Below are 12,741 nucleotides of genomic sequence, written 5' to 3' on the forward strand. Positions count from 1 at the left end.
TTTCCGCGCCGGACGCGATCACTCCTCGATCAGCAGCTTGTCGCGCAGGCCGGCAAGGGTGCGGGCCAGCAGCCGGGAGACGTGCATCTGGGAGATGCCGATCTCCTGGGCGATCTGCGACTGCGTCATGTTGCCGAAGAACCGCAGCATCAGGATGCGCTGCTCGCGCGCGGGGAGTCGCTCCAGCAGCGGCTTGAGCGACTCCCGGTAGTCGACGCCCTCCAGCGCCTCGTCCTCGAACCCGAGACTGTCGGCGACGCCGGAGGAGTCGTCGTCGGTGTCCGGGACGTCCAGGGACAGGGTGCTGTAGGCGTTCGCGGACTCCAGGCCCTCCAGCACCTCCTCCTCGGAGATCCGCAGGTGCTCGGCGAGTTCGCGCACGGTGGGCGAGCGGCCGTACCGCTGCACGAGGTCCGCGGTGGCCGTGACCAGCGCCAGCCGTAACTCCTGGAGCCGGCGCGGGACGCGCACCGCCCAGCCCTTGTCCCTGAAGTGGCGCTTGATCTCGCCGACCACCGTCGGCGTGGCGTAGGTGGAGAACTCCACGCCACGCTGGATGTCGAACCGGTCGACGGCCTTGATCAGGCCGATGGTGGCGACCTGCTTCAGGTCGTCCAGCGGCTCGCCGCGGTTGCGGAACCGCCGCGCCAGATGCTCCACCAGCGGCAGGTGCATCCGCACCAACCGGTCCCGCAGCGCGGCGCGTTCGGCGGAGCCGTCAGGCAGCGTGCTCAGTTCGGCGAACAACGCGCGGGTCCCGTCGGCCTGCGAGCGCGCGGCGGTGCCGCCGGCCGGATGCGGGGCGCCGACGCGCGGCCGGACGGCGGCGAGTACGGCCTCGGCACCGCGGTCGAGCCGCAGGTGCCCGGCCGCCACGCGCGGCGGGTTCGGGCCGCGGGCCGCGTCGTCGGACGTGTCGCTCATCGCCGGCCTCCCTCATCGGTCGGTGGTGCCGCTGCCACTCCCGCCGGCCTCCGGGGCCGCGGACGGCCGTACGGCATGCCGGGCCGGGGGCGGCCGTCCGCCGGGGACGGGGGGCGGGGGGAGCACGCGAGCGGACGGGCGGGACGCCGGACGGGGCGCCGGACGCGAAACGGTCCCGTCGGCGACGTGCGCCTCCGCGGTGGGGCCCCGCCACACGTGTTGCGTGGTGCGCTCACGACGACTCCCCCGTCCCCGTCTTCCCCGTTCCGGGTGGGCCAACCGACCCCGCCGTCACGGTCGTTGACGACAACGGATCCGACCCACCCGCCGAGGTGACCGAGTATGGGCGCCTTCGCGCGGGTATGGGCGGGCTCCGGCGGCGAAATACGCCAAAGTACGCATGCCCGTCCTTCCTGACGGCGAGGCCGGCGCACGAGCGATGTCAGGTCAGGCGGCGCAGGTGGTCGCGGAGGCGGCGGCCGTCGGCGAGGCGCTGCTCGTAGGTGGCGCCGAGGAAGAGCAGCAGCAGGCCGACGGCGGCCAGCGGGGCCCAGCGCGGCACCAGCCCGAGCGACTGGGCGATGGCGGGCGCCAGTTCGTGCACGGCGTCGGCGGTCAGCACCGCACCGCCCAGCAGCAGCGGTGCCCGCAGCCGGTGCCGGGCCCCGGCCAGGGTGACGGCCAGGGCGGCGACGCCCAGCAGCAGCGGCCGCAACCAGTCGGCGTCGGCCCACGCGGCGCCGAGCGCGGGCAGCAGAGCGAGGCCGAGCCCGGGACCGTAGGCCGGCCACGAGCCGGTCTGCGGGAACCTGCGGCGGCGCAGGTTCCCGAGGACCAGCGCGGCCACCGCGACCGGCACGGTGTACGGCTCGGGCGCGGTCACACCCGCGGCGGCGAGCCGCAGCCAGGACGCGCCGGCCAGCAGCGCGGTCGCGGTCACGGCGGCGGGCCCGCGGCGGTCGGCACGCAGTGCCACGCCGAGCGCCGCGACGCCGGCGACGGCCAGGGCGACGCTCGCCGCGTCGCGGTGCGGCACCGTCATCAGCACGGCGGCGGCTCCGGCCGCGTAGCCCGTCGCCTCGAAGGCGGCACCGCGCAGCCGGGCCGCGACCGGCAGGCCCGCCACCGCCACGCCCATAACCGCGAACGCCGCCAGGTGCGGCGGCAGTTCGGCCACCGCGGCGGCGCGGGCGGCCTCGACCCCGAGGGCGGCCAGCGTGCACGCAGCGGCACCGTCGGCGATCCAGCGCGCGGCCGACCCGCGCAGCGCGGCGGCCAGGCCCGCGCAGAGCGTCGCTGTGGCCCCCCACACGATGAGTGCGGCGGTGTCGTGCGGCAGGGACCAGAGCAGGGCGAGGGCCGCGGGCGCGACGACCGCGCACACCCGGGGTACAAGGTCGGCGTCCGGCCTGCGGGCCAGCACCACCGCGGCGACCAGCGCCGGGAGCCACGCCGCGGCCAGCGCGGCACCGTACGGCAGCCCCGCCGCCACGGGGGTCAACGCGAGGGCGACGACGGCACTCAGCACCGCCGCGACGACGGCCGCACACCACGCGAAGTAGCCCGCTTCGGCGGCCGGTTGAGGAGTCCAGGCGCCCTGCCAGGGCTGGCCGGGGCGCCCCGGTCCGGCGGAGGCGCCCGCCGCGACGGAGGGCCCGGGCTGGGCGTGGGATCGGCCGGGCTGGTTGTGCGGGTCCGCCTGGGCGTGCGCGCCGGGCCGGGCGTGCGGCCCGGCGGAAGCAGCGGCTGCGGGACCTCGGTGGGGCGCGTCAGCGGGATGGTCCGCGGCCGGTGCCGATCCGGAAGCCGGGCCGCCCGAGGGGGCGTTGGCGTCGTCGCCGCCACCGGACGCGCCGGAGGACGCCGAGCCTGCGGCGTCACGGTCGGTCGCCGGACGACCGGCGGCCTGGCCCGAACGTCCGGTGGGTGACGGGCTGTTCGCCCCGTGGCGGCCGGCGGCAAGGAGCAGCGCGACCGTGGTCGCGACGAGTGCGACGAGCCCGGCCACGGCGGGGGTCTGAGCGGCGACGTGCCAGCGTTCCGTCGTGTCCTGGGCGCCGGACACGGTCTGCCGCAGCGGCTCGCCGAGCGCCCGCAGCAGGTCCGGCAGGACCTGGAGGAGGGCGACGCCGAGGACCGCGGCGCCCGCCGAGGCCGCGCCGGCCGCCAGTGGCTCCCGGCGGGTGACCGTTCCCGGCGGCTCGAGGCGGCGCAGGGCCGCGACCGCGAGCACGGCGGCGGGCACCGCGTGGGCGGCCACCGTCCACGACGCGGGCAGGGCGATCCGGGGCGCGGCGGCCGCCGCCGCGACCAGTGCGGCTCCGGCCAGCGCCCCGGCCACCACCCGTGCCGGACGGGGCAGTTCGGGGCGGCGGGCGGCGAGACCGGCGAGGAGGACGAGCAGGACCAGCGGCAGGCACGCGCGCAGCACGGGCGGGTAGGCCGACTGCGGCCCGGCCGCCAGGACGGCGGTGCCCGCGACGGCTCCACCGACGACGGCCCACACGGCGGCGGCCCACACGGCAGCGGCCGCCGCCGTGGCCCGGGCCGGCACGGGGAGCGGCCGGGCCGCCCGGTGGAGGGTGAGGGCCAGCGACAGGTCGAGCGCCGCGCCCGCGACGAAGACCGTTCCCCAACCCGCGCTTCCGTGCCCGAAGGTGGCGGCGGCGAACGGCACGGTGCACTGGGCGAGCAGCAGCGCCCCGGCCCGCAGCACGGTCGAGCGGGTCGCCTGGCCGTAGGCCCAGGAGGCCGCGCCGGTCAGCGCCGTGACCAGCGTGCCGTAGGCGTCCCCGGGCACACCCGCCAGCCCGGCGAGGTCGGCGGCGCGAGCGGCGTGGAAGTCCAGCAGCACCAGCGCGACGCCGATCGCCGCGGCGGTCTCCGCGGTCGCGGCCAGCCGCGGCCGCAGCGCGCGGTGTGCGGCGAACGCCAGGGCGGTGACCGCGGCCAGCACGGCGGCACGCCCCGCGACGCCGAGGTGGCCCCAGTTGACGAGGGTGAAGACCAGCCCGGCGACCGAGGTCAGCACCCCGCCGAGGACCAGCAGCACGGTCTGCACCGACGGCGAGGGGGCGTCCGGGCGGGGCGCACCCCACGGCACCCCGCCGAGCTGCCCACCGCCGCCCACCCCGACGGCGAGCGGCCCAGCGGCGAGCGGCCCGGTCGCCGCGCCCCCGGGCGCGGTCCGGACGCTTCGCGCGCGCAGGGCCGCGAGGAGGACGCCGCGGCGTGCCAGCAGTCCGGCCCGGCGCGCCGACAGGTCCGCGAGCGCGCGGTCCAGTTGCCACAGCTCCACCGCCTGCGGCCCGGTCAGCGGGAGCCCGCAGCGGCGGCAGTGCGGGCCGGGGGCCGTGCCCAGCGGCGACCCGCAGTCCGGGCAGCCGTTCTGATGTGCGTCCATGTCCGCGAGTCTCGGACCGCGAGCGGCCACCCGCATGAGTACGGCTACTCAACCGCGGGTGGGCGAACCGCACCGGCCGTGCGCGGGGCGGGTGTTCGGCATCAGGTGGTCGGTACGCCGCCGTTCCCGCGCGTCGGGAGGACACCGCGAGGCCCGGCCTGCAGCGGTGAGGAGGCGGGCAGGGGATCAGGGCGGGAGTTCACGGCAGGGGCTCGGCGAGCGCGACGATGACGTCTGCCGGGCCGCGGACGTAGCAGAGGCGATAGCTGTTCTCGAACAGCGCCACCTCGCCGACGAGTTCGCCGCCGTGCGCGCGCAGCCGGGTGACGGTGTCCTCGATGTCGTCGACGGCGAACATGATGCGGCGCAGGCCGAGCGCGTTCGCGGGCGCGAGCGGCGGATCGGGGCTGATCGCCTCGGGCGCGAGGAACCTGGTCAGTTCCAGGCGGCCGTTGCCGTCGGGCGTACGCACCATCGCGACCTCCACCTGGACGTCGTAGAGCCCGGCGACCTGGTCCATCCACCCGCCCTCGACCGGCGTCCTGCCTTCGAGCTGCATGCCCAGCGCGGAGAAGAACGCGATGGCCGCGTCCAGGTCGTCGACGACGATGCCGACGTGTTCCATGCGGTGGATCGTCATGCCGGTCTCCTCGGTCGGTGCGGCCGTGCGGGCCGTGCGGGCCGTGTCAGTTCCGGGGCGGAGCCGGGGCGCCTTCACGACGTCCCGGCTCCGGGCACGCTCCGCGTCCCGGGGCCCGAGAGCCTTCCGGGCGCGATCCGGCCTCAGGTGGAGGGGCGGACCTGTCCTTGCTGCCCCTGGTGGCGGCCGGCCAGCGCGAGGCGGAGGGCGTCACCCATCGCGTAGCAGAACGCGAGGAAGCACGCCGTCGACAGCGCGATGATCGACGTCTGCGTGTCGCCCTCCTGCGTCTCGGCCGCACCCCAGGCCAGGAGCCCGCACAGGACGAAGAACACCGTGCCGAAGATGAGCGACAGCCTCATGCGGAGGCTGCGCGCGGACTTGGCGGTGGCGGGCTCGGTGCCGGCCCGGACCGCTCCGTGGTTACTCGTCGCGTTCATGGCAGACCTCCCAGGCCTCCGGCGGTTCCCGTCGGCCACGCACGGGCGGGTGGGGGCTCGGCGCCCGGCGGCGGGGCTTCGCCGTCGGCTCGCGGCCTTCCGGCCACGCGGTTCCCCGCCGAGTCCCCCCATTGTCCGACGCGGTGCGGGACCCCGCACGTTCCGGCCGCGAGGGCGGTGTGGCCGGGGTTGGCGCCGCGCGACACCACCTTGGCGCCAGATGACACCACGTGGCACCACATGGCATCACGTGATGCCACGCGGCACCGGACCTCGCCGGACAGGGCCAGGACGGCTCCCCTTCGCCTCGACACCGCGCATGGCACCGCACTGGCACACCCGCATCTCTTCTCATTTCAGCAGCTCAGAGAGGCCCCTAAGGACTAGGCGCCACGCGAGGTGCCATTCACGCTTGCTATGGCACCACAGTGGTGTCACACTAATGCCATGGACCTCACCCCGTATGTCGACGCCCTCCGGCGAGAGCTCGCGGTGGCCGCCGAAGCCGGCGGCGACGACGCCCGCGAACTGGCCGAGCGGCTCACCGCCCCCCTGGAGTCGGCGACCCGCCTGACCATGCTCAACGTGCTCTCCGCCGCGATGGACGAGATCACCCGCGAGCTCGCCCCCGGCTCGGTCGACGTGCGGCTGCGCGGACTGGACCCGGACTTCGTGGTGACGCCGCCGCCCGCGGACGACGGCATCCGCCCGGAGCCGTCCATCCCCGTCGAGGTGGCCGCCGCGCCCGCACCGGCCGAGACCGACGACGGCGGCACGGCGCGCGTGAACCTGCGACTGCCGGCCCACCTCAAGGCGCGGGCCGAGGAGGCCGCGAGCCGCGAGGGCCTGTCGGTCAACGCGTGGCTGGTGCGCGCCGTATCGGCCGCGGTCGACGGCGGCCGGACGCGCGCACCGGAGAAGACCCGCACCACCGGACAGAGCTTCACCGGGTGGGTGCGCTAGCCGATCCGCACGCCCACCCCGGCGCGCACCCGCCCCTGCTCCCGCACCACGACTCCCGCACCACACACCCAGCCTCGTCCCACCTGCGGGGACACCCCGAAGACCCAAGAGGACGGTACAACCATGCCTTCTTTCGACACCCCCGAGCCGATCTCCGTCAACGCCTTCGTCTACGCCGGCTCCATCCGGTTCGCCGCCGCCGACCGCCCCGACACCGTCGTCGAGGTGCTCCCCCGCACACCGGCGAAGGACCTGGACGTGCGGGCCGCCGACCAGACCGAAGTGGCCTTCGTCGGCGGCACCTTGACGGTCACCACCCCCAAGGCCAACCTGCTCGGGCGCGGCGGCACCGTCGACGTGACGGTGGAGCTGCCCACGGGCTCGCGCGTCGACGTGAGCGGCTCCGGGACCAGCATCCTCAGCGAGGGCCGGCTGGGCGAGGTCCGCGTGAAGACCACGGCCGGGGACGTACGGCTGGACACGACCGGCCCGCTGCAGCTGAAGGCGTCGCACGGTTCGGTGACCGTGGACCGGGTCGAGGGCCTGGCCGAGATCACCAGCAGCACGGGCAACGTGCGCGTCGGCACCGTCGAGGGACCCGCGGTCCTGAAGAACTCGCACGGCACCACCACCGCCGGAACCGTGACCGGCGACCTCAAGGTGAACGGCGCCAACGGCGCCATCGACGTCGCACGCGCCGAGGCGTCGGTCACCGGCACCACCACCAACGGCCTGCTGCGCGTCGGCGACGTCGTGCGCGGCTCCGTCCAGCTGGAGACCTCCAACGGCTCCATCGAGGTCGGCGTGCACGAGGGCACGGCCGCCTGGCTCGACGTCAGCTCCCACCACGGGCAGGTGCGCAACGCGCTCGCCGCGTCCGGGGCCCCGGAGCAGTCCGAGGACAGCGTCCAGGTCCGCGCCCGCACCAACTGGGGCAACATCGACATCCTGCGCGCCAAGGCCTGAGCGTCCCCGCCCCCTTCACGCGCACCTCTCCCGGCTTCCCGCACCTCTCATTCGCTTCACCCTCGAAAGGGAAGGGCACATGCCCACTTCTGTCATGCCCACATCCAAACCCGAGGGCGGCCAGCAGCCCCTTGCCGCCGTCACGGCCCTCGGGCTGCGCAAGGCCTACGGCGACAAGACCGTGCTCGACGGCATCGACCTGCGGATCCCGGCCGGCTCGGTGTTCGCGCTGCTCGGCCCCAACGGCGCCGGCAAGACCACCACCGTGCAGATCCTCTCGACCCTGATCAGCGCCGACGGCGGGCAGGCCCAGGTCGCCGGCCACGACATCGCCGCGTCGCCGGACGGGGTCCGTGCGGCGATCGGCGTCACCGGGCAGTTCTCCGCCGTCGACGGCCTGATCACCGGCGAGGAGAACATGCTGCTGATGGCGGACCTCCACCACCTGCCCAGGCGGGACGGGCGCCGGGTCGCGGCCGAACTGCTGGCGCGCTTCGACCTCACCGAGGCGGCGAAGAAGCCCGCGTCGACGTACTCGGGCGGCATGAAGCGGCGCCTCGACATCGCCATGACGCTGGTCGGCAGCCCGCGGATCATCTTCCTCGACGAGCCGACGACCGGCCTGGACCCACGCGCCCGCCACACCATGTGGGCCATCATCCGCGCGCTCGTCTCCGACGGCGTGACGGTGCTCCTGACCACCCAGTACCTGGACGAGGCCGACGAGCTCGCCGACCGCATCGCGGTCCTCGACGGCGGCCGGATCGTCGCGGAGGGCACCGCCGAGGAGCTGAAGCGCCTGATCCCCGGCGGCCACGTCCGGCTGCGCTTCACCGACCCGGCCGCCTACCGGGGCGCCGCGACAGCGCTGCGCGACGTCGCCCGGCACGACGAGACGCTGGTGCTGCAGATCTCCAGCGACGGCAGCCAGCGCGAACTGCGCGCGATCCTCGACCGGTTGGACGCCGCCGGCATCGAGGCGGACGAACTGACCGTGCACACCCCGGACCTCGACGACGTCTTCTTCGCCCTGACCGGCGGTTCGGCCGGCGGCACCGCACGCCGGCACGCGCCGGACCCGCAGGACACGCCCGACCCGCGGAACGCCCCCGACCCGCGCGACACCCCCGGCCAGCCCAAGGAGAACGTCCGATGAGCTCCCTGTCCCTCGCGGTGCGCGACGCGTCCACGATGCTGCGCCGCAACCTGCTGCACGCCCGGCGCTACCCGTCCATGACGCTGAACCTGCTGCTCACGCCGGTGATGCTGCTGCTCCTCTTCGTGTACGTCTTCGGCGACACGATGAGCGCGGGGATCGGGACCGGCGGCGCGGGCCGGTCCGCCTACCTCGCGTACCTGGTCCCGGGCATCCTGCTGCTGACCATCGGCGGGACCACGATCGGCAGCGCGGTCTCCGTGTCCACGGACATGACCGAGGGGATCATCGCCCGCTTCCGCACGATGGCCATCCATCGCGGTTCCGTGCTCATCGGGCACGTCGTCGGCAGCGTGCTGCAGTGCATGGCGAGCGTCGTCCTCGTCGGGGCGGTCGGGGTGGCCATCGGGTTCCGCTCCTCCGGCGCCACGGTCGTGGACTGGGTCCTGGCGGCGGGGCTGCTGACACTGGTGTCGCTGGCGCTCACCTGGATCGCGGTCGGGATGGGCCTGTCCAGCCCGACCGCCGAGGCGGCCAGCAACAACGCGACGCCGCTGATCTTCCTGCCGCTCATCTCCAGCACGTTCGTCCCGGTCCACGCGATGCCCGGCTGGTTCCAGCCGGTCGCCGAGTACCAGCCGTTCACCCCGGCCGTCGAGACGCTGCGCGGGCTGCTGCTCGGCACGCACATCGGCCACAACGGATGGCTCGCCGTCGCCTGGTGCGTGGCGCTGACCGCGCTCGGCTACTTCTGGTCGAAGGCCCGGTACGACAACCCCGCCACGCGCTGACGGCCGGCCCCACCGCCGTCGACCGGCGGCGGCCCCGCGCGGACCGGCGCGGGGGCGCCGCCGCGCACACGCTCCACGACGCGGCGCGCACGCCCGGTCACGCCCCGCCGACGCTCCTGCACGGCGGAGGCCGCGGGCGCATGCTGAGAGGTGAGGCCCGGCCGCGTCGCCGGTATGCCCTCGGCCGGAGGTGCCCTTCACGGAAGGAGCAGGTCATGTCCGTCCTGCGTTTCCACATGAACTCCTCGATGAGCCCGTCGGAGGTGATGGGCGTGCTCACCGACTTCAGCCCGGCACGGGCGGAGCAGTGGCCCACCATCGACGCGGAGCACTTCACGGTCCACGAACGCGGCGAGAACTGGGCCGAGGTGACCGAGGGCACCGAGAGCGGCTGGGAGCGGGCGCGCTACGAGTGGGACCCGTCGGGCGACACGGTGACCGCGACGACGCTCGACTCGAAGGTCTTCGGCCCCGGCGGCGGCTGGGTGTTCCAGATGACGCCCGAAGGCGAGGGCACCCGCGTCGACATCCAGCTCGACCGGGAGCACCCCACGACGTTCAAGGGCAAGATGCTCGGCGTGATCCTCCCCTTCGCGGGGCCGGTGTTCAAGAAGTCGTTCAAGGAACCGCTCAAGAGCGCGTAGCCCCGGCCGGGCTCACGCGGGCTCCGCGCCCAGCAGCATGTGCCACCCGGGGGCATAGGCGCCGTGCAGCACCAGGGACGCCGCGCCGACGGCGCCCACCGCGTCCCCGATGAGGCTGGGCAGGACCGACACCGTACGGACCCGGCGGGCCATGGACCAGCTGTTGACGGCCGTGTCGATGGCGCGGCGGAAGTACCCCTCGCTGCCCCGCAGTCCCTCGCCGCCCAGGACGATCCGGGGCACGTCGAGGAGGTTGACGGCGGTCAGCGCCGCCCGGCCGATGTGCCCCGCGGCGGTCTCCAGCGCCTCGACGGCGCGGTCGTCGCCCCTGGCCGCGGCGGTGCACAGCCGGTTCCAGTCGGTACGGGTGCGCCCCGGGTCGAGGGACAGGCCCAGCGACTCCGCGGCGGCGCGGCCGTGCCGTTCGGCGAACGCGGCGAGGACCGCGTACGGCGCGGCGTGGGCCTCCAGGCAGCCGCGGGCGCCGCAGTGGCAGAGCCGGCCGCCGGGGTCGACGAGGACGTGCCCGAACTCGCCCGCGTTGCCGGAGTCGCCGCGCAGCACGGCGTCGGCGAGCATCACGCCGCCGCCGATGCCCGTGCCCATGTAGACGAACAGGAAGCTGCCGGCGCGGTCGGCACCACCGGCCCAGCGCTCGCCGATGGCCGCGGCCGTGGCGTCGTTGTCCATCACCACCGGCAGCTGCGTCGCCCCACCGAGGATGTCGACGAGTGGCACCTGGTGCCACGCCGGCAGGTTCGGCGGGTCCAGCACGACTCCGCGCCCGCTGTCGATCGGGCCCGGCACGGCCACGCCGAGGCCGAGGACCTTCTCCCGCGGCACGCCGGCCCGCGTGATGATCCCGTTGACGGTGCGTCCGAGCAGCCGGACGAGCTGCTCGGGGTCGCTGCCCGTCGCGGTGTCCATCCGCTGCCGGCGCAGCACCCGGCCGGACAGGTCGAGCAGGACCGCCACCGTCGAGTCCGGATCGAGGTGGGCGCCGACCGCGTAGGCGCCGTCCGGGCACAGCGACAGCAGTGTCCGGGGCTTGCCGCCGCGTGACGGGGCCTGGCCGGTCTCGCGGATCAACTCCGCCTCCAGCAGGCGGCGTACGACGTTGGAGACGGTCTGGTTGGTCAGTCCGGTCGCCTGGGCGAGTTCCACCCGGCTCACCGGCGACCGCCGGCGCACGGCGTCGAGGACGACGGCGCGGTTGTATCCCCCGACGCGAGGGAGGTTGGCCCCCGTCTGCATGGGTTCGGATGCCTCCATCCGATGATGACGGGCAACGTGGGGTTCGTCGCCGCTCGTCTCGGACCTTACCTGAGGAGTTGGTGTACACCCATTGACTTCGTAAATCCAATGGATTTACTTTCTCGAATCGGAAGGCACTGCCCTTGGTCGTCAAGGGTCTCGACTCCTCGCCAAGGAGCAACAGTGAAGGTGCACTTCAGAGCGTTCGCGATCGCCCTGTCCTGCGGATCGCTGATCATGCCGCTCTCCGCCTGCGGCGGTTCCGGGTCCGGCTCGGGGAACACGATCAAAGTCGCCTACGAGCGCAACATGGACAACAAGGTCCGTGTCATGGACGACTACCTCGCCGTGGTCAAGAAGCAGTTCGAGCAGGCCAATCCCGGCAAGAAGATCGAACTCGTCCCCATCCAGGCCGTGGAGAACGACTACTACTCGAAGGTCCAGCTGATGATGCGCTCGCCGCGCACGGCGCCGGACCTGGTCTACGAGGACACCTTCCTGATCAACTCCGACATCGCCAGCGGCTATCTGCGCCCGATCGACAGCTACCTGTCGACGTGGAAGGACTGGAGCCAGTTCCTGCCCACGGCCAAGGCCGCGGCGAAGGCGCAGGACGGGAAGACGTACGGCGTCCCGGACGGCACCGACACACGCGGCCTCTGGTACAACAAGCAGCTCTTCCAGAAGGCGGGCCTGCCGACGGACTGGCACCCCAAGACGTGGGACGACGTGCTCAACGCGGCCCGGACGGTGAAGCAGAAGCTGCCCGGCGTCACGCCGTTGAACATTTACACCGGCAAGGCCGCGGGTGAGGCCGCGAGCATGCAGGGCTTCGAGATGCTGCTGTACGGCACGGGCAAGGACCCGCTGTACGACCCGGCGTCGAAGAAGTGGGTGATCAACAGCAAGGGCTTCACCGACTCGCTGAACTTCCTCGACACGGTCTTCAAGGAGAAGCTCGGCCCGGACGCCCAGGACGCCCTGGGCGCCAACTTCGGCACCACGCTCGCGACCCAGCTGATTCCGGAGAACAAGCTGGCGATCGACCTGGACGGCTCCTGGATGGGCAACAACTGGATCAAGACCGGCGGCAAGCCGTGGCCGCAGTGGTCGCAGGTGCTGGGGCAGGCGCCCATGCCGACGCAGAACGGCCAGGCTCCCGGCAGCGTGAGCCTGTCCGGCGGCTGGACCTGGGCGATCCCGGCGAAGGCGAAGAACCCGGATCTGGCGTGGGACTTCATCACCACGCTGCAGTCGAAGCAGAACGCGGCCGACTACGACATCCGCGCGGCCAACATCGCGGTCCGTCAGGACGTCGCGACCGACCCGACGTATCTGCAGTCGATGCCCGGCATCGACTTCTTCACCGGGCTGGTGAAGTACACGAGTTACCGCCCCGCGCTGCCGGTCTACCCGCAGGTGTCCACCGCGATCCAGGACGCCATGGAGTCGGTGACGATCGGTCAGGCCAGTCCGGACAAGGCCGCGAGCACGTACGCCGGCACGGTCAAGAGCGCCACCGACGGTGCGGTCGTCGACCGCTCGGCAGGGTGATCGCAC

General features: G+C 73.9%; 11 protein-coding genes. 6 read left to right on the forward strand and 5 right to left on the reverse strand.

The window, feature by feature from the left end:
- Positions 1 to 18: 18 nt before the first annotated feature.
- The 4 genes from BMW99_RS14960 to BMW99_RS14975 all read right to left on the reverse strand — a co-directional run bounded on the left by BMW99_RS14960 (position 19) and on the right by BMW99_RS14975 (position 5,407).
- On the reverse strand, positions 19 to 924 hold the full coding sequence (locus BMW99_RS14960; protein WP_079176058.1) for an RNA polymerase sigma factor SigF: 906 nt from the start codon (positions 922 to 924) through the stop codon (positions 19 to 21).
- 442 nt (positions 925 to 1,366) lie between these two features.
- Positions 1,367 to 4,327: an SCO7613 C-terminal domain-containing membrane protein gene (locus BMW99_RS14965; protein WP_075016944.1), complete on the reverse strand. Its 2,961-nt coding sequence runs from the start codon at positions 4,325 to 4,327 to the stop codon at positions 1,367 to 1,369.
- 199 nt (positions 4,328 to 4,526) lie between these two features.
- The gene (locus BMW99_RS14970; protein WP_218108535.1) at positions 4,527 to 4,967 is read right to left on the reverse strand and encodes a VOC family protein; all 441 of its coding nucleotides are present in this window, start codon (positions 4,965 to 4,967) and stop codon (positions 4,527 to 4,529) included.
- A 143-nt stretch (positions 4,968 to 5,110) separates the two neighbouring features.
- Positions 5,111 to 5,407, reverse strand: coding sequence for a hypothetical protein (locus BMW99_RS14975; protein WP_069467296.1), 297 nt, complete (start codon positions 5,405 to 5,407; stop codon positions 5,111 to 5,113).
- 447 nt (positions 5,408 to 5,854) lie between these two features.
- On the opposite strand from BMW99_RS14975, the gene BMW99_RS14980 reads away from it, so the two are divergent.
- From BMW99_RS14980 to BMW99_RS15000, 5 genes are all read left to right on the forward strand, one after another.
- Positions 5,855 to 6,370 (forward strand): toxin-antitoxin system HicB family antitoxin, encoded by a 516-nt coding sequence (locus BMW99_RS14980; protein ID WP_075016945.1) that lies wholly within the window; start codon positions 5,855 to 5,857, stop codon positions 6,368 to 6,370.
- Positions 6,371 to 6,493: 123 nt separating this feature from the next.
- Positions 6,494 to 7,336, forward strand: a complete 843-nt coding sequence (locus BMW99_RS14985) for a DUF4097 family beta strand repeat-containing protein (protein WP_075016946.1) — start codon at positions 6,494 to 6,496, stop codon at positions 7,334 to 7,336.
- Positions 7,337 to 7,430: 94 nt separating this feature from the next.
- Entirely contained in the window at positions 7,431 to 8,492 is a 1,062-nt protein-coding gene (locus tag BMW99_RS14990) for an ATP-binding cassette domain-containing protein (RefSeq protein ID WP_079138951.1), read from the forward strand.
- Positions 8,489 to 9,283 (forward strand): ABC transporter permease, encoded by a 795-nt coding sequence (locus BMW99_RS14995; protein WP_069466685.1) that lies wholly within the window; start codon positions 8,489 to 8,491, stop codon positions 9,281 to 9,283. Before BMW99_RS14990 ends, BMW99_RS14995 begins: the two co-directional genes overlap by 4 nt.
- 215 nt (positions 9,284 to 9,498) lie before the next feature.
- Entirely contained in the window at positions 9,499 to 9,927 is a 429-nt protein-coding gene (locus tag BMW99_RS15000; RefSeq protein ID WP_069467638.1) for an SRPBCC family protein, read from the forward strand.
- A 12-nt stretch (positions 9,928 to 9,939) separates the two neighbouring features.
- Here BMW99_RS15000 and BMW99_RS15005 read toward each other — a convergent pair whose 3' ends face one another.
- Positions 9,940 to 11,199 (reverse strand): ROK family transcriptional regulator, encoded by a 1,260-nt coding sequence (locus BMW99_RS15005; RefSeq protein WP_245791465.1) that lies wholly within the window; start codon positions 11,197 to 11,199, stop codon positions 9,940 to 9,942.
- A 219-nt stretch (positions 11,200 to 11,418) separates the two neighbouring features.
- On the opposite strand from BMW99_RS15005, the gene BMW99_RS15010 reads away from it, so the two are divergent.
- Positions 11,419 to 12,735 (forward strand): ABC transporter substrate-binding protein, encoded by a 1,317-nt coding sequence (locus BMW99_RS15010; protein WP_069466491.1) that lies wholly within the window; start codon positions 11,419 to 11,421, stop codon positions 12,733 to 12,735.
- Positions 12,736 to 12,741 lie beyond the last annotated feature (6 nt).

The sequence above is a fragment of the Actinacidiphila rubida genome (genome assembly GCF_900110255.1).
Lineage (GTDB): Bacteria > Actinomycetota > Actinomycetes > Streptomycetales > Streptomycetaceae > Actinacidiphila > Actinacidiphila rubida.